Genomic DNA, 20,062 nt, shown 5'->3' with positions numbered 1-20,062 from the left:
GGGCAACGGCCAGGCCACGGGCAGCACCGGCCAGACCACGGGCGGCGCCGGGCCGGACCGGGACGGCGCCGGCGGCAGCGGGACCGCCGGGCCGGGGCGGGCAATACTGCGGGCGCTGCGGGCCGTGCCAGTGCCGCTGGCGCTGATCGCGATGATCGGCCTGGCCGGCGCGGTGCTCGGCCGGGTCTACGCCGGCCCGCTGCTGACCCGGCTGGTACTCGGTGCCGCAATTGGTTCGGTGCTGGTCAGCGTGGCGGCCCGCCGGCTGCCGTCGTGGCTGGTCGCGCCGGTCTCGGTGACCGCGATGGCCGGCTGGACGGCCTGGTCACTGCGGCTGACCGCGACCCGGGCCGAGCTGCCCGGCGGTCTCGCCGAGGTGACCGCGGACGCCGCCACGAACGGCATCCCCCGGCTGCTGACGGCGATGATCCCGGTCGAGCCGACCCCCGACACGGTGCTGGTGCCGCTGGTCGCCGCCTGGCTGGCCGGGCTCGCCGCGGCGGAGGTGGCGCTGCGGGCCGGCCGGGTGCTGCTCGGCTACCTGCCGCCGGTGCTGCTCTACGCCGCCGCGCTCTACGTGGTCGGCCCGAACGCCGACCCGGCGATCGGGCCCACCCTAACCTTCGTGGCCGTGGCGGTGCTCGGCCTGGCGGTACCGCCGGGCAGCGCGGCGACGGCCGGCGGCGACCCGACCGCCGGGCTGGCGCCCGCGGTCCGCGCCGCCGTGCGGACCCGGCTCGCCGCCGCCTCCGCCGCCGGGCTGGCGGTGGTCGTCGGCCTGGCCGCCCTACTCGGCCCGGCGCTCGCCGGCCAGGTCGACGGCCGGCCGGTGGACCCGCGCCGGTACGTCGAGCCGCCGCAGGTGGAGGCCCTCGACGAGAGCCCCCTCATCCGCATCTCCGGGTGGGCGCTCAACCCCGGACAGAAGCTGCTCGACATCCGCACCGACTCCCCGGACACGCCCGCGCCGACCGGGGCGCCCACCCCCGACCCCGACTCCGGCACCGGGCCAGAAGCCGGCGGCCGGCCGGCACCGATCCGGCTGGCCGTGCTCAGCGACTACGACGGCGTGACCTGGCGGGTCGGCGCGACGTACCGCAACGCGGGGCGGATCCTGCCCGCAACGGCACCCGCCCCGAACAGCACCGTTCAGACGGTACGACAGGAGATCACCGTCGCCGAACTCAGCGGCCGGCTGCTGCCCGCCGTCGCCGCGCCGCGCGAGGTCACCGGGGCGCGGGTGGCGTACGACCCGACGACCGGGACGCTGATCCGGCCGGAGGGGCTGACACCGGGCCTGCGCTACACCGTGACCTCGGCCGCGGAGACGCCGGACGGAAACCTGCTCAGCACGGCGGACGTGCCCGCCGGCGACGAGGTGGCCCGGGTGCTGCGGGTCGCCGACGGGGTGCCCGAGCCGCTGCGCCGGCTCGCCACCCAGCTCGCCGAGTCCAACGGCGCCCCGTACGCGCGGGCCACCGCCGTGGAACAGTTCCTCGCCGAGCACTACCGCCTCGTCGCGGACGCGCCGAGCGGGCACGCGTACCCGAACCTGAACTTCCTCCTCTTCGGACCGCGCGACGCCGGCGGCCAGCGCGGCACCTCCGAACAGTTCGCGGCCGCGTTCGCCGTGCTGGGTCGGCTGGCCGGGCTGCCGACCCGGGTGGTGGTCGGCTTCCGGTCCACCGGCGACGGCCCCGTCCGGGCCGGCGACGCGTACGCCTGGCCGGAGGTCCTCTTCGACGGGCTCGGCTGGGTGCCGTTCGACCCGCTGCCCCGACCCGACGAGGAACCGCGCCCGGTGGAGGAGGACTTCCGCCCGACGCCCGACGAGCCGCCCCCGTCGGAGGTGCCGGAGCCGACGGTCGAGCCGACCGCCCCGCCGGAGCCGGTGGCCGCGCCGGGTGGGTCGACCGACGCCGGCGGACCGTCCACGGCGCTGCTCGTCGGCGGCGGTACGGGCGGCACCCTGCTGCTGGTCGTGGCCGCGCTGGTCGTCCTGATGTCGATGCGCCGGGCGCAGAGCCGGGCACGGCTGGGTCGGGGCGACCCCGGCCAGCGCATCGCCGGCGCCTGGCGGGAGGTCACCGACGCGTTGCGGCTGGCCGGCCGAGCGGTCGGCGGGGACCTGGCCGCCACCGAGGTCGCCGCCCACGCCTGCCGGGCCGTGACCGAGGCTCGCGCCAGGATGTCCGGGCCCCGGACCGGCTCCGCCTCCGCAGGAACCGGCCTGCCGGGCGACACGGCAGGCACCGGGCGGCTGGACGCGCGGGTGGAGGAGTTGGCCGGCCTGCTCAACCGGACGGCGTTCGCCCCGGGCACGGCCACGCCGGAGCAGGCCGCCCGGGCCGTCACCACCGCCGGCGACTACGTCGCGGCGCTGCGCGCCGCCCGCCCCTGGTGGCGCCGCGTCCTCTGGTCCGTCCGCCCCGGTCCCCTCCGCTGGCCCAGGTGACCCCTCCCCGACGCGGGTGAGCGCCGCCCAGAGGCTGGGCGCTCACTCGATCAGCCCGACACCGCGTCTACCCCGCCCATCTCCACCAGCAGGGCGAACGCGTCCTTGTCGCCGTATGGGTCGGCGACGGCCGCGAGAAGCGGGTCGACGAGGTCGCCGACAGCGGTGCCGTGCCTGCCGTCATGGTGGTGCGGCGAGGGCAGTCAGCAGTCGGCTTTGATCTTCTTCATGGTGAGGCGGGACTCGACCCGCAGGACGCCGGGCAGGCCGATGAGCTTGCTGCTCACGAAAGCCTCGTAGGCATCGTGATCGGCAACGGCGACGCGGATGAAGTAGTCGGGGCGGCCAAACATCCGGCGGAACTCGCTGACCTCGTCGTAGGCGGCCACGGCGGTCTCGAACTCCTGCACGGTCTTCAGGTCCTGGGCGTGGATCTCCACATCGATCAGCACTTCCAGACCCCGACCGGTGGCCGCCGGGTCGATGACGGCGCGGTAGCCGGTGATGACACCGGCCTCCTCCAGCCGCTTCACCCGGCGCAGGCACGGCGGCGGCGTCAGACCGACCCGTTTCGCCAGCTCGACGTTGCTCAGCCGCCCGTCCCGACCGAGGTGAAACAAAATGTCGCGGTCAAGCGCGTCAAGCCGATACTTATTACTCACATACCAATGATACGGCAATAAGTTGAAACCACATTGCCTGCAATTCGCATTAAAATTGCATCATGAAAACACTCCCGATCGCCGCCGACGACCCCACTCGCGCCGGCCCCGCACCGTCGGACGCCCGAGCCGCCCTGCGGGACTCCGTCTCCGTGGGGCTGGGCTTCGGCCCTCTCGGCATCGCGTTCGGAGTGTTCCTCACCCACTCCGGCCTCGACTGGTGGTGGGCGAGCCTGATCACCACCGTCATCTACGCCGGATCATTCGAGTTCCTGCTCGTCGGCCTGGTCACCGGGCTGGCCCCCCTGACAACCGTCGCGGTGACCGCCTTTCTGGTCAATGTCCGGCACGTCTTCTACACGTTGTCGTTTCCCCTGCACCAGGTGCGCAGCCGCGCCGGCAAGGCCTACGGCACCTTCGCCCTGACCGATGAGGCGTACGCGCTGACCGCCGCCGAACAGGCCCGCTCCTGGCCCGGCCGCCGCATCCTGTGGCTTCAGGTGTTCATGCACCTGTACTGGGTCGGCAGCGCCACCGCCGGCGCCCTGCTCGGTTCACTGATCCCCGACAACGTCATCGGCCTGGACTTCGCTTTGACCGCCCTGTTCACCGTCCTGGCCCTCGACGCCATCCGGGCCCGGCGTGGCGACCTACCGACCCCGGTCCTGGCGCTACTCGCCGCGGTGGCCGCCCGGCTGGCCTTCCCGGGACAAATGCTGCTGGCCGGCTTCATGCTCTTCACCGCCGCGCTGCTGACCCGCCACCTGATCACGACCAGACGGCCGGCCCATGCCTGAGAGCCCGTACCTGCTCGCGGCAGTCGCCGTGTCCGCCGTAGTCACCTGGGGCCTCCGCGCGCTTCCCTTCGTAGCCCTGGCCCGGCTGCGCGCCAGCCGAACCGTCCACTACCTCAGTACCCGCATGCCGGCCGGGGTCATGGTCATCCTCGTGGCGTACTGCCTGCGCGACCTGCCACAGGTCGACTCCGCGCGCCTGCTCAGCCCGCTGCTCGCCCTGGCCGTCACGATCGGACTACACCTGTGGCGTCGCAACGCCCTGCTCAGCATCCTCGGCGGCACCACCGTCCACGTGGTTCTGCTGAACACCCTCCTCGCTCACTGACCGGCCCACGATCGCGGACAGCACGAGGAACGAGGCACGGAGGCGGCGGACGAGTTTGCGCAGGCCGGTGAGTGCCGCAACTCAGGCGACCCGGCGCGCGCCGGGCCAGGATCAGGGCATGACCAACGCAGGAGATGGCGAGCAGCACGACGGTGCCGTTGCGGGCTCTTCCCCTCCCCGAGAACGGGGCCACCGGGCGTACCCATGGCTGATGCTGATCCTGGCGCTGCCCGGCGCCGCATGGTCCCTATACACGGGCCTCATCGCCTCCGCGGCATTCTTCGGTGAGCAGCCCTCTCCGACCGACCACGCCACCACCACCGCCGCTGTCCTGTCCGGGGCATCTCTGTGGCTGGTAACGGCTCTGCTCACCGCAGTCGTGTTCCGCCGCGCGGTGGTGCCGGTGCTGTGCGGCCTTGCGGCAGCCGGCTTCACCGTCGCGGCCATGTCGGTGCAGCCGCGTGCTCCGCTGAGCGCGGCGGACAGTGCGGGCTGGCTGTCGGCCTGGACTCCACCGACGAGTTGGGCGATCGTCCTCTGGGGCGTTACCGCGCTGGTGCTGTCGATGTACGGCCAGTCCAGGGCGCGCGGCCGCCGCACGGCCCGCTGACGACCGGGCGTGCCCCTCCGCGGGCAGCGGGGTGCCTCTGCCCATCCACCACCGCACCACCTGCTCAGAACACCGTCACCGCACCCTGCCATGGCCGCTGCGGTCACTTAACCACGTGGAAGTCGGGGTGGGCGATCCACGCGCCCGTCGCCGCCGCGTCGAGATACACCGCGTCGCCGGCCCGGACGCACTGGCCCGCGTCGCTCAGTCGGCGGAGCAGGTCCGCCGAGGGTGGTCCGGGGAACTCGACGAGGACGAAGCCCTCGACGCGTCGCGCCACCCGGTGCGCGATCCGGGCCAGGGCCGGTCGAGCGGCGAGGTCGCTGACGAAGACGTGCAGCACGATGTCGCAGCGCACCGCCATCCCGGTGGCCCGCTCGACGAGCCGTAGCTCCTCCGGGTCGGTTTCGAGGTCCGGAGCCTGGACGTCGAAACCGTAGGGAAGGCCGTCGGCGGAATACCACAGGCTCGGATCGGTCTCGTGCGGCCTCAGACCCTCGGCGGTCATCTCGGCCACGACGATCGGCGTGACGCGCTCGGCCGGGTACGGACTCAGGACGCTCACCGCTGTTCCCGCCACGGGGCGTAGTAGACCGCATCCGACGACGGGCTGTCGAGCCCGACGCCCGATTCCGTCCCCGCCGAGCAGGACGCGTAGTCGGTTCGGCGGAGTTGTGCCGTTCCGCATCCGCACCTGTTCAGCCGGGCGCTGCCCTCGAACGAACCGCAGAGCAGCCAAGCAGGCCGCTACCCAGGTGCCATCGTGTCACTTTCGCCAGAACAGGTGGTGTGTCACGCCGCTCGGGCTGGGCACAACCTCGAGATGGAACCGGTCGAGCAGCTCATCGCAGGACTCCCAGAGTCGTAGTCCGGACCCGAGCTTCACCGGCGAAACCGCCACATGCATGGTGTCGACGAGGTCCGCGTCCAGGAACTGCCGGATGGTGGTAACCCCACCGCCGAGTCGGATGTCCTTGCCCTGCGCCGCCTCCCGCGCCTGCTCGAGGACCGTGGCCGGGTCGCCGTCGACGAAGTGAAAGGTGGTGTCGGAGAGCGTGAACGAAGGACGTTTGTGGTGGGTCATGACGAACACCGGGGTGCGGAACGGAGGCTCGTCACCCCACCAGCCGCGCCACTCATGGTCGCTCCAGGGCCCGCGCTGGGGCCCGAACTTGTTGCGGCCCATGATTTCGGCGCCGATGTTGCGTGCGTAGTCCCGCGTGAAGTAGTCGTCGAGGCCCCGACTTCCCCCGGGGGCGGTGCGCATGGGCCAGCTCGCCGTGGCGCCGGCCCAGGCGAACAGCCTCTCGGGATCGGCATGACCGAACGGACGCTCGAGGCTCTGGCCCTCACCGGCACCGATTCCGTCACTCGACACATTGAAATTCTGCACTCTCAGTAGTTGAGCCACGCGTTCCTCCTGTTGTCGACAACGCTGGTGAGACTCTCCGCGCCGGAAAAACTCATCGCTGCTCGATCCCTGGGTTGGACACGCCTGGAGTGTCGGTGACATCTCGTCGGAGTGCCCGCAGCACGTCGAGCTCACGGTCGATGTCTCGACGCTTGGCTTCGAGCCTGGCGACCTCCTGGGTGAGAAGTGCTTCCATGACGCCGGTGCGCTCCTCGGGGGGTGCCTCCAGGCAGGGGAGCAGTTCGCCGATGGTGATGCTGCACAAGCCTGCGGCGAGCAGGTGCTGGATCATCACGACGCGCTCGATCATGCACGGATCGAAGTCTCGCCACCCTCCCGCGGTGCGCTGGGAACGGATGAGCCCCTGCTCCTCGTAGTAGCGCAGTGATCGGGCGCTAACGCCACTGGCCTGAGCTAGTTCACCGATGCGCATCACACCTCCGACGGTCTCGGCTTCGCGGCAAGTGTTGCACCTGACATTGGTGTGAAGTCCGACCCTCTTGGAGGTCGCCCCCCGGGTGCGACCTTCCTCAAGGAGGTGCCATGCAGCAGATCCATGTCTGGTTGGACTACGTCTGCCCGTTCTGCTCGATCGCCGACGAGTTGATCGACCGCGCCATCACTGGGCGGAGTGATGTCGAGGTCATCCACCACGCCCACGAGCTGCGTCCCAGCCCGACCCGAACGCTGCGGCCGGAAGACCCCTACCTGCCGCGCATCTGGGCCCAGACCGTCTACCCGATGGCGCGTCGTCACCACGTGCCGATGACACTGCCGACGATCTCGCCCCAGCCATACACGGCGATCGCATTCCGCGGCAGCCTCTACGCCGCCGACCAGGGTCACGCTCACGCCTACCACCGCCGCATCATGACGGCCTTCTTCCAGGAGAACCGCGACATCGGCGACAAGGCCACGCTCGCCGAGCTCGCCACCGACGTCGGCCTGGATCGCGCGGCCTACCTCGCGGCACTGGAGGCCCGGGACTACGCCCGCCGGCACGCCCAGGCCCTCGATGCGTCGGCCGCCATGGGCATCACCGTGGTGCCCACCATCGTCATCGGCGCACGACGCATCGAGGGCGTCGCCACCGAGGGTGTGCTCCTGCGTGCCCTCGACGAGGACGCGGCCAGGGGCACCGCGTGAGCGTCGACGACACCACCCTGGACGAGCTGCTCACCGAGGCCGTCGCCTTCGCCCGCGACCATGTCGAGCAAGGCGGCCTGCCGTTCGTCGGCGTGGTCGTGACCGAGGACGGCGAGGTGTCGCCGTACGGCGTCAACCAGGTGCGAACAACAGGTGACCCCACCGCCCACGCCGAGATCGTGGCGATGCGTTCCCTCGCCGCACGTCGTGGGGCTGAAGCGCTGACAGGCCCGTTGAGGGGAGTCTCAGGCCGTTCGCCACCTACCTGCAACGCCGCGGCATCCCGATGCCGACAACCACCTCACCTACTCCCAGAAGGAACCGTTCATGCACTGGCTCCACCTCGCCATCGCCGTGGTCTTCGAAGTCGCCGTCGCGATCTGTGCCGGCAAGGCCCAAGGCTTCGCCCACCGCGGCTGGACCGTCGCGACCCTCATCACCGGCGGGCTGGGCACCTACTTCCTCAGCCGCGCCCTGCTCACCTTCGACGTCGGAGTCGGCTACGCCTTGTGGACCTCCCTCGCTGGCGTCGGCATCACGCTCCTCGGAGCGCTGCTGTTCGGTCAGCGGCTCACCCAACGCAAGGCCATCGGCATCGCCCTCGTCATCGGCGGCGTGGTCGGTCTGCAGCTGACCGGCACCGCCTAGAACCTGCCCCAGCCACGTCCAGCACTCACCGAAGGAACCCCGTCATGACACAGAACCACCCGTCCCGCACTGCCTGGTTCACCCTGCTCCTCGCGGGGTTCTTCGAGGTCGGCTACGCCCTGTCCGTTGGTGGCAGCCACGGCTTCACCACCTGGTCCTGGTCACTGGTAGCGGTCGTCTTCTTCCTACTCACACTGTGGGCGCTCAGCCTCGCGCTGCGCACCATCGAGGTCAGCATCGGCTACGCGGTCTGGGCAGGAATCGGCGCCGTCGGAGCCGCGCTGCTCGGCCCCGTCTTCTTCGACGAGACCCTCAATCCCGCCAAAGCCGGCTGGCTCGCCGTGATCATCGCCGGTGTCATCTGGCTCAAGCTCGCCGACCGTACGGAAGCAGCACAGACCCACGCCTAGGTCTCCCCCAAGCGCCTTACCCCGGCACAACGCGGACCCCTGGCGCCGATCTCGACAACACCACCCGAACGTGAGGGCCAGCAGCCGCCTGCCGCTGGCCCTCCTCTGTCTGCCGTCGCAGCACTACGCCCGGAGGCGGCGGACGAGTTTGCGCAGGCCGGCCTGCCAGCCGTCCGGGTCCTCCGCGCGGCGGAGGGCGTACGCGGCGACCTCCGGGTGCGGCAGGATGAGGAAGCGTTCCTCGGCGAGGCCGGCGATCACCGAGTCCGCGACCCGGTCCGGGCTGAGCACCGCGCCGGAGGCGGCGATGACCCGGGCCCCGAGGTGCCCGGCGGCCAGCCCCTCGGCCAGCATGGGCGTGTCCACGCCCTGCGGGCACAGCGCGCTGACCCGCAGGCCCTGGTCCCGGTAGGTGACGGAGAGCCACTCGGCGAAGCCGACGGCGGCGTGCTTCGTCGTCGTGTACGCCGCGTCGCCGACCGCGGTCAGCACGCCCGCCGCCGAGCACGTGTGCAGCAGGTAGCCGCCGCCCCGGGCCAGCATCGCCGGGAGCACCGCCCGGGCCGCGTAGACGTGGGAGAGCACGTTCACCCGCCATGCCCGGTCCCAGCCGGCGTCGTCGACCTCCACTCCCCCGCTCGTGGTCACGCCCGCGTTCGCGCAGAACAGGTCGATCCGCCCGTACCGCCGTTCGGTGTCGGCGACCAGCGCGCGGACCTGCTCCTCGTCGGTCACGTCCAGGGCGGCGGCGTGGGCGACCGGGCCGACGCCGTCGGCGACCGCGCGGGCCGCGTCGGCGTCGAGGTCGGCCACCACCACGGCGGCCGCGCCCTCGGCGGCGAACCGCCGCGCCAGGGCCGATCCGATGCCGCCGGCCCCGCCGGTGATCACCACCACCCGGTCGGTGAGGTTCAACGCGGCTCACCCCGACCGAGGCGCGTGATCAGGTCAGCCAGCGCCGCCGTGCCACTGGCGGCCACCTCGGGGGTGGGCAGCAGGGCCAGCACCGGCACGTCGATCCCGGCCTCGGCGTAGCGGCGGACCTGCTCACGGCAGTGCTCCGGCGAGCCGTGCAGCACCAGCGCGTCGACCACCTCGTCGGGTACGGCCGCGCCGGCGCCGCGCCGGTCCCCGGCGGCCCAGGCCCGCCACATCGGCCCGAGCACTTCCTCCCGGCCCAGCCAGCGGTGGAACTCGGCGTACGCGGGAACGGTCAGGTAGCTGGTGATCAGCCGGCGGCCCAGGGCGCGGGCGTGCGCGGCGTCGGTGGTGGGGCAGACGAAGATCCGGGCGACCACCTCGAAGCCCGGGCGCCGCTCGCCCACCTCGGCGAGCGCCCGCGGCACGTCGCCTGCGGCGAGCCAGTTCAGGATGACGCCGTCGGCCTCCGCGCCGGCCAGCCGCAGCATGCCCGGGCGCAGCGCGGCGAGCAGCAGCGGCGGAGGCACGGCCGGCGGCCGTTCCAGGCGGAACCGGCGCACGGCGAAGGTGTCGTACGCCTCGTCGACGGTCGCGCCGGACAGCGCCGCGCGCAGGAAACGCAGCACGTCCCGGGTGCGCCGAAAGGGCTCGTCGAACGGCACGGCGTTCCAGTTCCGCACGATGACCGGCGAGGACGCGCCGATGCCGAGCGCGAACCGGCCGGGCGCGGTCTCGGCGAGCGCGGCGGCGCTCATCGCCAGCAGGCCGGGCCCCCGGGTGAAGACCGGCGTGATCGCGGTGCCCAGGCGTAGCCGCGGCTGCCAGGCGGCGGCGAGCGCCAGCGGGGTGAACGCGTCCGCCCCGGCGACCTCGGAGGACCACACGTCGGTGTAACCGGCCCGGTCGAGAGCGGCGTAGACCGCGGCGTGGTCGGCGAGCGGGATGCCGTCCAGCGGCACCGTCATGCCCCATCGGGTCGTCATCGGTCGATGGTGCCCGCCGGCTGTCACCCGGATCAAGATCCCGCCCCGGTTTCCCGGTAGCCGGGCGGTCGGGCGGTCGGCGGTGTTACGACTGCGGGATGGGCGCGCGTGACGGCGGGGCGAGCTGACCATGGCCACCCACGAGGCGGGACGCCGGCTGCCCTCGGCCGCCGACCGGCCGACGTTCCTCGAACTCTTCTTCGACCTGGTGTACGTCTTCGCGCTCACCCGCATCTCGGTCCGCTCATTCGAGGACCTGGCGCTGGAGCCCGGGGGCGCCCGGGGCTGGGGCGCGGTCACCGGCGGCGCCAAGACGCTGCTGCTGCTCCTCGCGCTCTGGGCGGTGTGGCAGGGCACCTCCTGGACGACCAGCCGGTACGACCCGCACCACGCCTGGTTGCAGGCTGTCGTCATCACCGCCCTGGTGGCCAGCATGGTGATGGGGGTGGCGATCACCAAGGCGTTCCGGGAGACCGGGCTGATGTTCGCCGTGGCGTACGTGGCCGCGCAGCTCTCCCGCCCGCTGATCCTGCTGCTCGCCCTGGGCTCGCACCCGTACCGACGGCTGAACCTGCGGATGCTGCTCGTCTTCAGCGCGACCGGCACGCTCTGGATCATCGGCGCGTTCGTGCCGACCAATCCGCGGGTGCTGCTGTGGACCACCGCGCTCGCCGCCGAGTACCTGGCCGCCCGGTTCGGCTGGCCGGTGCCGGGGCTGGGTCGCTCGACCGTCTCCCGGTGGGACATCGCTGGTGAGCACCTGGCCGAGCGGTACCAGCAGTTCTTCCTCGTCGCGCTCGGCGAGACGATCCTGGTCGCCGGCCTCGCCTACAGCGAGGGCCCGTCCGGCGTCGGGCACACGCTCGCCTTCGCCCTGGCGCTGGCCACCTCGATCGTGCTGTGGCGGATCTACGTGCAGCGGGCCGGGCAGATCCTCGCCGAGGCCGTCGTGCGGGCCCGGCACCCGGCCAGCATCGGCCGGTCCGCGGCCGACACCCACCTGGTCATGGTGGTCGGGCTGACCGCCACCGCGATCGGTTACAAGCTGGTGATCGAACACCCGCTGGACCGCCCCGAGGCGGCCTGGCTGGCGATGGTGCTCGGCGGGCCGGTGCTCTTCCTCGCCGGCCGGGCCCGGTTCGAGTACGAGGTGTTCAGCCGGGTGTCGCCGTCGCGCTGGATCGCCGCCGTCGTGCTGCTGGTCCTGATGCCGGTGCTGCTGCGCACCGCGTCGCTGGTGGCCGCGGCCGTCGCCGCCGCGCTGCTGACCGCGGTCGCGGTCGCCGACGCCCGCCGGGCCCGGGGCGCGCCGCCGGAGGCCGCGGCGCCGCCCTTCTGAGCACCGGGTGAACCGCCCGACCCGCCCCGGCAAGACGCCGCATCCAGCATCGACGATGGGCGCCGGCCGCGAGCTAACCTCCTCGCATGACCTTCTCGCTCGTCGCCCGCTCCGACGACGGCCGCCTGCACGGCGTCGTCGTGGCCAGCAGGTTCCTGGCCGCCGGCGCGCTGGTCCCGGCCGCCGAGGCCGAGGTCGGCGCGCTCGCCACCCAGGCGCACGTCAACCTCGCATACCGGCCGCAGGGGCTGACGCTGCTGCGCACCGGGGTGGCCGCGGCCAAGGTGGTTGCCGGCCTCGTCGCCGCCGACCCCGACCGGGACCACCGCCAGCTCGGCGTGGTCGCCGCCACGGGCGCGGGCGCGACCTGGACGGGCCCGGCCTGCCACCCGTGGGCCGGCGGCCAGGCCGGCGACGGCTGGGCGGCGCAGGGCAACATCCTGGCGGGCCCGCAGGTGATCGACGCGGTGCGGGACGCCTGGCTGGGCGGGGCGGCGCTGCCGTTCCCCGACCGGCTGCTCGCCGCGCTGCGCGCCGGGGACCAGGCCGGCGGCGACCGCCGCGGCCGGCAGAGCGCCGGGCTGCTGGTGGTCGAGCGCGGCGGCGGGTACGGAGGCACCAGCGACGTCCTGGTCGACCTGCGGGTCGACGACCACCCCGATCCGGTGACCGAGCTGGGCCGGCTGCTCGCGCTACACACCCTGCTCTTCGGCCGGCCCGATCCGGCCACCCTGCTCGACCTGACCGGGGCGGTGGCCGCGGAGGTCGGCGGGCTGCTGGCCGCGCTGGGTCTGCCGGTCGACCCGGACCGGCCGGAGGAGGCGCTCTTCGCCTGGGCCGGGATGGAGAACCTGGAGGAGCGGCTGGTGCCCGGCCGTATCGACCCCGTGGTGCTGGACCACCTGCGCAAGGCGGTGCCGCGGGTGCCCGCGCCGCGCGCGGCGGGCGACCCCCTCGCCACCACCTGACCCGCGTCGCCATGCGACGACCGTCCCGGGCAGGGGCGGACACCCGCGCGGGGAGACCGCGAGCAGCCCGGCCCCCGGCCTCGCCGGTCGCGCGGACGCGGCGGCGGCTCGCGCGGTCGGCGGGAGGAGACCGGTCAGCCGCCGAAGGAGAGCCAGCGGAAGCCGGTGGCGCCCAGGACGGCCCGCTCCCGGGCGGTGAGGTCCGCCCGGCCCGTGGCCTTGCGGATCAGCGTGAGCCGGTCCCAGCCCAGCTCCGCCGGGACGGGCCGCCCGCCGGTGAGCAGGCCGGCGACGACCTCCGCCGCGGTGGGCGTCAGCCACGGCTCCCGGTCCAGCGCCGCCGCCAGGTCCAGGCCGTGCACCCCGACCTCCACCACGCGGGTACGCAGGAACTCGGCCAGCGCCATCGCGTCGCCGTGGCGGGTGCGCACCACCCGGCCGGGCGGCTGGGCGTCGACGGCGGCCAGGGCGTCCCGCCAGGCCCGGTCGAAGTCGGCCACCAGGGCGGAGCCGTCGAGTTCCCGGGCCTCCCGCCGGCCGCTGTCGATGCGGGCGGCGTCCACCGGCGGGGCGAACTTGGCGGCGCCGTAGTACCCGGCGGCGTCGACCTCGGCGCCGGGCGGGGCCGCCGCGGCGAGCATGTCGACCAGCCGCCCGGCGCCGGTGCGTACGTGGGCCAGCAGCTCCCGCACGGTCCAGGGGCGGCAGTCGGTGGGGCGGTCGAGATCCGCCTCGTCGACGCCGCGCAGCACCTCGCGGAGCCGCGCGCACTCGTCCCGGAACGCCGCCCGTACCCGCTCCACCGGTCCTCCCCCGTCCGCGTCTGCCGCCCCGACCCTCTCACACCGCCGATCGGCGGCGGCGTGGCCGTTTCGGCGGTCGCCGGGCGGGTACGCGCGGCCGGGTCGAGGAGAGGAGCGCCACCGATGGCCGGGATCATGATCCGCAGCACCGCGTTCAACGACCACGACGTGTTGCCGACCCGCTTCTCCCGCGAGGGAGGCAACGTCTCACCGCCGTTGGAGTGGTCGCAGGTGCCGGAGTCCGCGACCGAGTTGGTCCTCTTCGTCGAGGACCCCGACGCCGGGAAGACCCCGTTCCTGCACTGGCTGGTGACGGGCATCGCGCCGACCGCCGCCGGGGTGCCCGAGGGCGGGGTGCCCCTGGGCGGCCGGGAGTGGCCCAACGACTTCGGCACGACCGGGTGGGGCGGGCCGCACCCGCCGCAGGGCGACGATCCCCACCGGTACTTCTTCCGGCTCTACGCGCTGGACCGGCCGCTGGAACTGCCCGACACGCCGCACGCCGACGACGTGCACCGCACGCTCGTACAGCGGGACATCGCGAGCGCGACGATGGTGGGCACCTACTCCCGCTGACGCGGGCGCAACGCCTGCCGGGAGGCGGCGAGCCGGGGGCCAACCCTGCACCTGGAGGCAGCAGGGCCGCTTGAGCCCTGCCGGGAGGCGGCGAGCCCGACTCAGCCCTTGACGCGGGGCACCAGACGGTGGACGGCGGCGAGCACCAGCGCCATCACCATGCCCATCGTTCCGGCGATGCCCGCGGCGCTGCCGGCGTACCCGACGAACAGCGGTCGGCGGGCCAACTCGTCGGGCGGGGTGGCGCGCAGGTCGAGCAGCCAGGCCAGGGCGAGCCCGCAGGCCACCGCCGCCAGCGCGCCGCCCACGCCGAGCACCGTGGCGGCGACCCGGTGCGCGTCGGCCGACTCCACCTGCGCCTGTTCGCGCTGCGTGACCACCAGCAGCAGCCCGGCCAGCGCCGCCCACACCCCGACCACCAGGAACGCCGCCACCGCGTCGCTGGGCCGGTGCCAGCCGGCGGAGAGGGTGGCTACCCCGGCGACCGCGGCGTAGCCGGCCCCGAGGAAGGCGCCGAGCGCCCGCACCTTGCGCGGCAGCACGAGCACCAGCGCCACCGCGACCGACGCGGCGACGGTGGCGTGCCCGCTGGGCAGGCTGTTGCCGGCGTAGATCCGCTCCGGGTCGATGCCGAAGTCCGGCCGGGCCAGTGCGTACTTGAGCAGCTGGGTGGTGCCGTTCGCGCCGGCGATCAGCAGGGTGGCCGTGACGGCGAGCGCGATGCGACCCCGGATCAGCGCGATGAAGCCGATCACCGCGGTCGCCGCCAGCAGCGACACGACCGACATGGCGTTGAGGATCCGGTCCACCGGGCCGTCGATGCGGTCCTGACCGATCCGGTTGCCGGTCAGCGCGACGGTGTCGACCCACTGGCCCGCCTCGATGTGCAGGGCGACCCGCCACACGGCCAGGAAGGCGGCTGCCTGAACGATCGCCAGGACGACCAACCAGACTGCGGTCCAACCCCTCGGCGTCGCTCGCACCCGCACACCGTAGCGGCCAGCCCGCCCCGGCCACCCGCTGGCCTGCCCACCACCGACGGATAGGTTGGGGGCGAACGTGAGGAGGTGGCGGGTGGTCAGCACACCGGAGCGCGAGACGACCCCGGCGGACCGGCCGGAGAGCCTCACCGACCTGCTCGGCGGGCGTCGGGGCGCCGTCGACGCCACCCTGCCGCCGGTAGCGTTCGCGGTCGGTTGGCTGATCGGCGGCCACTCACTGTGGGCCGGGGTCGGCGCGGCGGTCGTCACGGGCGCGGCGCTGGCCGGCTGGCGGTTACGGCGGGGCGACCGACCGCGCTCGGTGCTGGTCGGGCTGTTGGCGGTCTGCGTGGCCGCGCTGGTCGCGTTGCGCACCGGACGCGCCGAGGACTTCTTCCTCGTCCAACTGCTCTCCAACGCGGCAAGCGCGCTGGCCTGGGTCGTCAGCATCGCGGTGCGCTGGCCGCTGCTCGGGGTGGTGGTGGGCGTCGCGCTCGGGCAGCGCGGCCGGTGGCGGCGCGATCCGGCGCTGCTGCGCGGGTACGGCCGGGGCAGTTGGGTGTGGGCGGCGACCTATGTGCTGCGGGTGCTCGTGTTCCTGCCGCTGTGGCTCGGCGGCCAGGTGGTCGCGCTGACGGTCGCCCGGGTGGCGCTGACCTGGCCGCTGGTGGCGACCGCGCTGGCGGTGAGCTGGGTGGTGGTGCGTCGGTCGCTGCCGGCGGGTCACCCGGGGATGCGGCATCCGGTCGTGCCGGCCGTGGTGGTCGCGGCGGAGAAGTGAGGGAGAGGCCGCCACGGGGGGAGCGGCCTCTCCGGTGACGTACGTTACTCCGTCGCGGTCCTGCGCGTGATCCCGTGACGGCCTGTTTTTGCGGGCTTTTTCGCGCCCGTTGCGTATCCGGGTGGTGGGCGGGTCGGTCCATTCCGCCACGTCGGTCGGAGGGCCGGCCCACCCGGCCTGACCGTGGGAGTCGGGGCCGTCCGCCGACCGGGCGTCGACGTCCAGCGGCCGGGCGTGGAGGGCGTCGCCTCCCACGCCCGACGCGGCCACCGCGCCCCGCCCGCGCCCCGCCCGCGCCCCGCCCGCGCCCCGCCGCCCGGGATGCACGGCCACACTCCTTCCGCCATTGCCGAGCGCCTCCTGGCTGACCGGCGGCGACCGGCCGATGCCCCCTCGTCATGCTGGGGGCTCCTATGGATGTCAACCAGCTGGGCAGCACTGACGTTGGCAGCTACAGCCACGCCGACCTCTTCGGTGTGAACGCGGGTACTCAGTATGATCGCGTGTCATCCGGTGGTGTCCGGTGCCGTCGACCGTGGCCGTGATGCTTGCTTCTGGCAGCTGTTGTCGCTTGGTGGCGATGCTCTCGCTGCCTCCTCGCTGCCCTGCGCGGCGCCGACAGGCAGTGGCGGTCGAGACACACGCCGTCTCGTTGCCGGCCCTGGCTCGATCTGTCAGACACGAGCCGGCAGACTGAGCGCATGACAACCACGCCCGACGACCTCGTCGCGCGCGCGGAGCAACGCCGGCTCACGTGCGGTACACAGCTCACCGATGGAACGCGCGCCAAGCTCGGGCAGTTCTTTACGCCAGCGCCGGCCGCTGACCTGATCGTTGGTCTCGCCGATATGCCTGACAAGGGGAGCATCCGCAGCCTCGACGCGGGCGCCGGTACGGGGTCCCTTACTGCGGCGCTAGTCGCACGAGCCGCCCGCGAAGCCCCCGACCTCAAGCTGCACCTGACGACGTTTGAAGTTGACGCCAACGTCAATGCTGAGTTGACCGTCACACTCGCCGACTGCGCTGATGCGCACCCCGTCACTATTGATCAGCGCACCGACGACTTCCTTGTTTGGGCAGCCGAACAGCTACGCACGGGCGCTGAGCCGCAGTTCGATTTGGCGATCTTGAATCCGCCGTATCGCAAGATCCGCGCCGACAGTCCTGAGCGTGCCGTGCTGGATCCCGTAGGCGCATCGACGACGAACCTCTACACGGCGTTTGTCCTGCTCGCGTTGCGGCTGCTCGCGCCTGGTGGTCAGCTCATTGCTATCACTCCGCGCAGCTTCGCGAACGGCACCTACTTCCAAAAGTTCCGGGAGGAGCTACTGAGAACCGCCGCGCTGCGCAACCTGCATGTATTCGACAAGCGCAACGTCGTGTTTGCGGATAGCGAAGTTCTTCAAGAGAACGTGATCTTTCGGGTGGTCGTTGGAGACGTGCCGAGTACCGTACGGATCTCAACCAGCGAGGGATACACCGATAGCCCGATCTCGCATGAGGTGCCGTATGGGCAGGTGGTAAGCCCGACCGATCCCAAGTCCTTCATCCGGATCACGACTGACATCGCCGGGCTCAAGCTGGCCGAACGGGTGGCTGAGCTACCCGCATCGCTTGCCGATCTTGAGCTGAAGGTGAGTACGGGGCGCGTCGTGGACTTCCGAACTCGGGCCAACCTGCGGGCTGAGCACGGCGAGGGCACGGTGCCGCTGCTATTTCCAGGGCACCTGAGCGCCGGGCGTATCAGTTGGCCGATGCCTACCGGCCGCAAGCCGAACGCCCTCGCCGACAACATCGACACCGCGTCGCTTCTGCTTCCATCGGGAGCGTATGTGCTGGTCAAGAGGTTCAGCGCCAAAGAGGAGCCACGGCGGGTCAGCGCGGCGCTGCTACTGCCGGACGACCTCCCAGGCGCGACCGTCGCGATCGAGAACCACCTGAACGTCTTCCACGCGAACAATGCTGGTATAGATCCCCAGGTCGCGGCCGGTCTGGCAGCGTTCCTGAACAGTACGCCGGTCGACCAGTTCGTTCGCCTGTTCAGTGGTCACACGCAGATCAATGCGGGCGACCTGCGCAGTCTTCGGTACCCGTCATTGGAGCAGCTGCGCCAGATTGGATCGAGGATCGGACAGTCGGTCAACGTTGGCTCTGTGGATGCAGTCGTGCAGGATGTGGTGCCAGGCCTGTACTCATGACCTTGGAGCACCTCTGTGTCTTGGGAAGATGCGCAGAACGCCCGTGTTCGAGAGGCGCAAGACGCGTTGAAGCAACTGGGGCTACCTAAGCCCCAGCAGAACGTTCGTACAGCTCTTGTGCTCTTGAGCATGCTCGACCTAGGCCCGAACGAGCCGTGGATATCAGCGCGGCGGCAGACGCTCGGCATCACCGAGAGTATGAACTGGATGGCAGAGCGCTACCCCTTGGTAAAGAAGGGGCGGAAGGATCCAGTTCGGTACGCCCCGAACAGCCGGGAAAGCGTCCGCAAGGAGAGCGTTCACCAGTTGATGGCTGCGGGAATCCTTGAAGCTAACAGCGACGCGCCCGACCGAGCGGTGAACAGCGGGGACTACTCATACCGGCCGACGGAGATCGCGCTTGTTGCCCTTCGGACTTTCGGCACGTCGGGTTGGCCTACCGCTCGGGCTATGTTCGAGCGAGAGCTTGGGTCGCTCCGGGACCGGTGGGCCGCCGAGCGTGAGAGGCATCGGGTGCCGGTACGGCTGCCGGACGAGTCCAACGTGACGCTCAGCGCCGGCAAGCACAGCGCTCTGATCGCGGCTGTGGTAGAGGACTTCGCGGCCTACTACACACCGGGCGCCAAGGTCGTGTACCTGGGCGACACAGGCGCCAAGTGGGTCGTGAACGAAGAGGCGTACCTCGCCGACCTCGGGATCAAGGTCGACCCGCACGGCAAGATGCCCGACGTGCTCCTGCATGACGTCGACCGAGACTGGCTGGTCTGCGTCGAGGCCTACCAGTCAGTCGGGCCAATGGACGCGAAGAGAGTCGATGAGCTGCGGAAGTTGTTCGCCGGCTGTCGCCCCGGCTTGGTGTTCGTGACTGCCTTTCCAGACAGGGCCACCTTCCGGGCCGCCGCAGTCGACATCGCCTGGGAGACGGAAGTTTGGATCCGGGATGCACCCACACACTTGATCCACTTCAACGGCGAGCGGTTCCTCGGGCCCTATGAGACACCGCCAGGTGAACTGATGTGATTTTGGAGCTGGTTGACTTCGTCATCGGCTCGCGGCGGCCTCGCAGCGTCTCGCCGGAGAAGCCGGCAAGTCGATGGTGACGTGCGGTCGCTCGAAGGCAGCTTCGATGTGCGGTCGCAGCTCAACGGCCCGTTGGGTCTGAGCGCGAACGCGGTTGCGGTGCACCGTTGGATGTCGTTCGGTGCTCTCTTGCACCTCGGAACGCGGCTCCGTTGCTGATTGGTGCCGCATGTTGTCGACAGCCGCCGGCCGTTTCGCTGCCTTCTCGCTGCTTCCTGCCTCGGCAGCGGAGTGTTTCTTTGCTAGCCATCGAACCGTTCTCAGGTGAAGCCTGGATCGCGCAGCGGTCGGAGCGCCGACCGGTGTCGGCTCCCGGCGTATACCTCTACTGAACCGTCGGGGAAGGTCGCGGTCGCGACGACGAGGCCGGGAGCGACGTAGGGCTGGGCCGGGTCACTGAACCCTAGGGTCTGCCTCGGTCGGATGCAGCAACATCACGAAGACGCCCTGGTTCTCCGCCCCGAACTGCACCAGCCCGTCGTCCTCGTCCTCCAACTCGTCGACGGTGTAGATCTGGTTGTGCAACCCGTCCACCTCTTCACGGCAGGCCGCCGCCTGGCAATAGGCAAGCAACGGTCCGGGAAGCGGCCGGTCCAAGTCGCCAGGCGCGTTGTCGCTGGGTGGGATGTCGGCGAACCAACCGGCCACGAACTCACGCAACGCGGCGACAGGGTCACGGGGCAGGATCCGCAGCCAGTCGAGGCTGGGAAGCGGATGCTGCGGTGTGGGCCGCACTCGGTCGAGAACATCGAACGGCAGACGGTCCACGATGTGCAGCTGTCAGAACGAAGGTTTGCCTGGCAGACGGTACGGAAACGGCTGTCCTCAGCTATGTCGCCCGGCCTGTGTCGGCTGACGACGAGCCGCAATTCACCTAGTCTTGTTTTTTAACCTTCGGCTCTCTGGCCTGATGTCTCGCGCTGTCGTGGGTGGACACGAAGACGGCTTCGGTGATCATGTCGTCTCGCC

Annotated in this window: 22 protein-coding genes and 2 pseudogenes; 14 read left to right on the top strand and 10 right to left on the bottom strand. The window is 71.7% G+C overall.

The features are described 5' to 3' along the window. The first annotated feature begins 151 nt into the window (after window positions 1-151). A complete protein-coding gene (locus ACZ6O2_RS25370) occupies window positions 152-2,455 on the top strand; it encodes a transglutaminase TgpA family protein (protein ID WP_466024602.1) in 2,304 nt (767 codons plus the stop codon). A gap of 203 nt (window positions 2,456-2,658) precedes the next feature. Here the strand turns inward: ACZ6O2_RS25370 and ACZ6O2_RS25365 are convergent, their stop codons facing one another. Then, a complete protein-coding gene (locus ACZ6O2_RS25365; RefSeq protein ID WP_466024553.1) occupies window positions 2,659-3,135 on the bottom strand; it encodes an Lrp/AsnC family transcriptional regulator in 477 nt (158 codons plus the stop codon). A gap of 44 nt (window positions 3,136-3,179) precedes the next feature. Here ACZ6O2_RS25365 and ACZ6O2_RS25360 point away from each other — a divergent pair, with 44 nt between their 5' ends. The 3 genes from ACZ6O2_RS25360 to ACZ6O2_RS25350 all read left to right on the top strand — a co-directional run bounded on the left by ACZ6O2_RS25360 (window position 3,180) and on the right by ACZ6O2_RS25350 (window position 4,849). Then, window positions 3,180-3,914 (top strand): AzlC family ABC transporter permease, encoded by a 735-nt coding sequence (locus ACZ6O2_RS25360; RefSeq protein ID WP_466024552.1) that lies wholly within the window; start codon window positions 3,180-3,182, stop codon window positions 3,912-3,914. Then, entirely contained in the window at window positions 3,907-4,239 is a 333-nt protein-coding gene (locus tag ACZ6O2_RS25355; RefSeq protein ID WP_466024551.1) for a branched-chain amino acid transporter permease, read from the top strand. Before ACZ6O2_RS25360 ends, ACZ6O2_RS25355 begins: the two co-directional genes overlap by 8 nt. A 211-nt stretch (window positions 4,240-4,450) precedes the next feature. Further along, a complete protein-coding gene (locus ACZ6O2_RS25350; protein ID WP_466024550.1) occupies window positions 4,451-4,849 on the top strand; it encodes a hypothetical protein in 399 nt (132 codons plus the stop codon). Window positions 4,850-4,952: 103 nt separating this feature from the next. Here ACZ6O2_RS25350 and ACZ6O2_RS25345 read toward each other — a convergent pair whose 3' ends face one another. From ACZ6O2_RS25345 to ACZ6O2_RS25335, 3 genes are all read right to left on the bottom strand, one after another. Continuing rightward, window positions 4,953-5,414: a hypothetical protein gene (locus ACZ6O2_RS25345; RefSeq protein WP_466024549.1), complete on the bottom strand. Its 462-nt coding sequence runs from the start codon at window positions 5,412-5,414 to the stop codon at window positions 4,953-4,955. Window positions 5,415-5,615: 201 nt separating this feature from the next. Next, complete coding sequence (locus ACZ6O2_RS25340; RefSeq protein ID WP_466024548.1) at window positions 5,616-6,260, bottom strand: dihydrofolate reductase family protein; 645 nt, start codon at window positions 6,258-6,260, stop codon at window positions 5,616-5,618. Between the two features lie 52 nt (window positions 6,261-6,312). After that, window positions 6,313-6,693, bottom strand: a complete 381-nt coding sequence (locus ACZ6O2_RS25335; protein ID WP_466024547.1) for a MerR family transcriptional regulator — start codon at window positions 6,691-6,693, stop codon at window positions 6,313-6,315. 110 nt (window positions 6,694-6,803) lie between these two features. On the opposite strand from ACZ6O2_RS25335, the gene ACZ6O2_RS25330 reads away from it, so the two are divergent. The 4 genes and pseudogenes from ACZ6O2_RS25330 (at window position 6,804) to ACZ6O2_RS25315 (ending at window position 8,464) form a co-directional block, all read left to right on the top strand. Further along, the gene (locus ACZ6O2_RS25330; RefSeq protein ID WP_466024546.1) at window positions 6,804-7,406 is read left to right on the top strand and encodes a DsbA family oxidoreductase; all 603 of its coding nucleotides are present in this window, start codon (window positions 6,804-6,806) and stop codon (window positions 7,404-7,406) included. Next, window positions 7,403-7,615: pseudogene (locus tag ACZ6O2_RS25325) on the top strand (tRNA-specific adenosine deaminase); the annotation flags it as partial. The gene ACZ6O2_RS25330 and the pseudogene ACZ6O2_RS25325, both read left to right, overlap by 4 nt. A gap of 118 nt (window positions 7,616-7,733) precedes the next feature. Next, window positions 7,734-8,054: a DMT family transporter gene (locus ACZ6O2_RS25320; protein ID WP_466024545.1), complete on the top strand. Its 321-nt coding sequence runs from the start codon at window positions 7,734-7,736 to the stop codon at window positions 8,052-8,054. A gap of 44 nt (window positions 8,055-8,098) precedes the next feature. Beyond that, window positions 8,099-8,464 (top strand): DMT family transporter, encoded by a 366-nt coding sequence (locus tag ACZ6O2_RS25315; RefSeq protein WP_466024601.1) that lies wholly within the window; start codon window positions 8,099-8,101, stop codon window positions 8,462-8,464. Between the two features lie 123 nt (window positions 8,465-8,587). Here ACZ6O2_RS25315 and ACZ6O2_RS25310 read toward each other — a convergent pair whose 3' ends face one another. After that, the gene (locus tag ACZ6O2_RS25310) at window positions 8,588-9,379 is read right to left on the bottom strand and encodes an SDR family oxidoreductase (RefSeq protein WP_466024544.1); all 792 of its coding nucleotides are present in this window, start codon (window positions 9,377-9,379) and stop codon (window positions 8,588-8,590) included. Beyond that, a complete protein-coding gene (locus ACZ6O2_RS25305; protein ID WP_466024600.1) occupies window positions 9,376-10,350 on the bottom strand; it encodes an LLM class F420-dependent oxidoreductase in 975 nt (324 codons plus the stop codon). Before ACZ6O2_RS25305 ends, ACZ6O2_RS25310 begins: the two co-directional genes overlap by 4 nt. A 148-nt stretch (window positions 10,351-10,498) precedes the next feature. On the opposite strand from ACZ6O2_RS25305, the gene ACZ6O2_RS25300 reads away from it, so the two are divergent. Together ACZ6O2_RS25300 and ACZ6O2_RS25295 are read left to right on the top strand one after the other, a co-directional pair. Further along, a complete protein-coding gene (locus ACZ6O2_RS25300) occupies window positions 10,499-11,707 on the top strand; it encodes a low temperature requirement protein A (protein ID WP_466024543.1) in 1,209 nt (402 codons plus the stop codon). An 86-nt stretch (window positions 11,708-11,793) separates the two neighbouring features. Then, a complete protein-coding gene (locus tag ACZ6O2_RS25295; RefSeq protein ID WP_466024542.1) occupies window positions 11,794-12,675 on the top strand; it encodes a DUF1028 domain-containing protein in 882 nt (293 codons plus the stop codon). Window positions 12,676-12,809: 134 nt separating this feature from the next. Here the strand turns inward: ACZ6O2_RS25295 and ACZ6O2_RS25290 are convergent, their stop codons facing one another. After that, the gene (locus ACZ6O2_RS25290) at window positions 12,810-13,478 is read right to left on the bottom strand and encodes a maleylpyruvate isomerase N-terminal domain-containing protein (protein WP_466024541.1); all 669 of its coding nucleotides are present in this window, start codon (window positions 13,476-13,478) and stop codon (window positions 12,810-12,812) included. A 123-nt stretch (window positions 13,479-13,601) separates the two neighbouring features. On the opposite strand from ACZ6O2_RS25290, the gene ACZ6O2_RS25285 reads away from it, so the two are divergent. Next, window positions 13,602-14,054 (top strand): YbhB/YbcL family Raf kinase inhibitor-like protein, encoded by a 453-nt coding sequence (locus ACZ6O2_RS25285; protein WP_350711107.1) that lies wholly within the window; start codon window positions 13,602-13,604, stop codon window positions 14,052-14,054. Between the two features lie 101 nt (window positions 14,055-14,155). Here ACZ6O2_RS25285 and ACZ6O2_RS25280 read toward each other — a convergent pair whose 3' ends face one another. After that, a complete protein-coding gene (locus tag ACZ6O2_RS25280) occupies window positions 14,156-15,043 on the bottom strand; it encodes a phosphatase PAP2 family protein (RefSeq protein ID WP_350711109.1) in 888 nt (295 codons plus the stop codon). 85 nt (window positions 15,044-15,128) lie between these two features. Between ACZ6O2_RS25280 and ACZ6O2_RS25275 the strand changes: the two genes are divergently transcribed. The 3 genes from ACZ6O2_RS25275 (at window position 15,129) to ACZ6O2_RS25265 (ending at window position 19,033) form a co-directional block, all read left to right on the top strand. After that, on the top strand, window positions 15,129-15,815 hold the full coding sequence (locus tag ACZ6O2_RS25275; protein ID WP_466024540.1) for a DUF3159 domain-containing protein: 687 nt from the start codon (window positions 15,129-15,131) through the stop codon (window positions 15,813-15,815). 701 nt (window positions 15,816-16,516) lie between these two features. Continuing rightward, a complete protein-coding gene (locus ACZ6O2_RS25270; RefSeq protein WP_466024539.1) occupies window positions 16,517-18,013 on the top strand; it encodes an Eco57I restriction-modification methylase domain-containing protein in 1,497 nt (498 codons plus the stop codon). A gap of 15 nt (window positions 18,014-18,028) precedes the next feature. Further along, on the top strand, window positions 18,029-19,033 hold the full coding sequence (locus tag ACZ6O2_RS25265; RefSeq protein ID WP_466024538.1) for a BsuBI/PstI family type II restriction endonuclease: 1,005 nt from the start codon (window positions 18,029-18,031) through the stop codon (window positions 19,031-19,033). 40 nt (window positions 19,034-19,073) lie between these two features. Here the strand turns inward: ACZ6O2_RS25265 and ACZ6O2_RS25260 are convergent. Together ACZ6O2_RS25260 and ACZ6O2_RS25255 are read right to left on the bottom strand one after the other, a co-directional pair. Next, a pseudogene (locus ACZ6O2_RS25260) lies at window positions 19,074-19,183 on the bottom strand (GntR family transcriptional regulator); the annotation flags it as partial. Between the two features lie 303 nt (window positions 19,184-19,486). After that, window positions 19,487-19,861 carry a hypothetical protein gene (locus tag ACZ6O2_RS25255; RefSeq protein ID WP_466024537.1) on the bottom strand — a complete coding sequence of 125 codons (375 nt, stop codon included), beginning with the start codon at window positions 19,859-19,861 and terminating at the stop codon, window positions 19,487-19,489. Window positions 19,862-20,062 lie beyond the last annotated feature (201 nt).

It is taken from the genome of Micromonospora sp. NPDC048040 (assembly GCF_055587185.1).
The sequence above is the reverse complement of the archived record's forward strand: the minus strand, read 5'-3'. Positions and strand labels throughout refer to the sequence as shown.

Excerpts from the sequence above, each read along its gene's own strand:
- ACZ6O2_RS25370 (WP_466024602.1), top strand. The coding sequence starts at position 152 with ATGATCGGCCTGGCCGGCGCGGTGCTCGGCCGGGTCTACGCCGGCCCG.
- ACZ6O2_RS25360 (WP_466024552.1), top strand. The coding sequence starts at position 3,180 with ATGAAAACACTCCCGATCGCCGCCGACGACCCCACTCGCGCCGGCCCC.
- ACZ6O2_RS25355 (WP_466024551.1), top strand. The coding sequence starts at position 3,907 with ATGCCTGAGAGCCCGTACCTGCTCGCGGCAGTCGCCGTGTCCGCCGTA.
- ACZ6O2_RS25350 (WP_466024550.1), top strand. The coding sequence starts at position 4,451 with ATGCTGATCCTGGCGCTGCCCGGCGCCGCATGGTCCCTATACACGGGC.
- ACZ6O2_RS25335 (WP_466024547.1), bottom strand. The coding sequence starts at position 6,693 with ATGCGCATCGGTGAACTAGCTCAGGCCAGTGGCGTTAGCGCCCGATCA.
- ACZ6O2_RS25330 (WP_466024546.1), top strand. The coding sequence starts at position 6,804 with ATGCAGCAGATCCATGTCTGGTTGGACTACGTCTGCCCGTTCTGCTCG.
- ACZ6O2_RS25320 (WP_466024545.1), top strand. The coding sequence starts at position 7,734 with ATGCACTGGCTCCACCTCGCCATCGCCGTGGTCTTCGAAGTCGCCGTC.
- ACZ6O2_RS25315 (WP_466024601.1), top strand. The coding sequence starts at position 8,099 with ATGACACAGAACCACCCGTCCCGCACTGCCTGGTTCACCCTGCTCCTC.
- ACZ6O2_RS25305 (WP_466024600.1), bottom strand. The coding sequence starts at position 10,350 with ATGACGGTGCCGCTGGACGGCATCCCGCTCGCCGACCACGCCGCGGTC.
- ACZ6O2_RS25300 (WP_466024543.1), top strand. The coding sequence starts at position 10,499 with ATGGCCACCCACGAGGCGGGACGCCGGCTGCCCTCGGCCGCCGACCGG.
- ACZ6O2_RS25295 (WP_466024542.1), top strand. The coding sequence starts at position 11,794 with ATGACCTTCTCGCTCGTCGCCCGCTCCGACGACGGCCGCCTGCACGGC.
- ACZ6O2_RS25285 (WP_350711107.1), top strand. The coding sequence starts at position 13,602 with ATGGCCGGGATCATGATCCGCAGCACCGCGTTCAACGACCACGACGTG.
- ACZ6O2_RS25270 (WP_466024539.1), top strand. The coding sequence starts at position 16,517 with ATGACAACCACGCCCGACGACCTCGTCGCGCGCGCGGAGCAACGCCGG.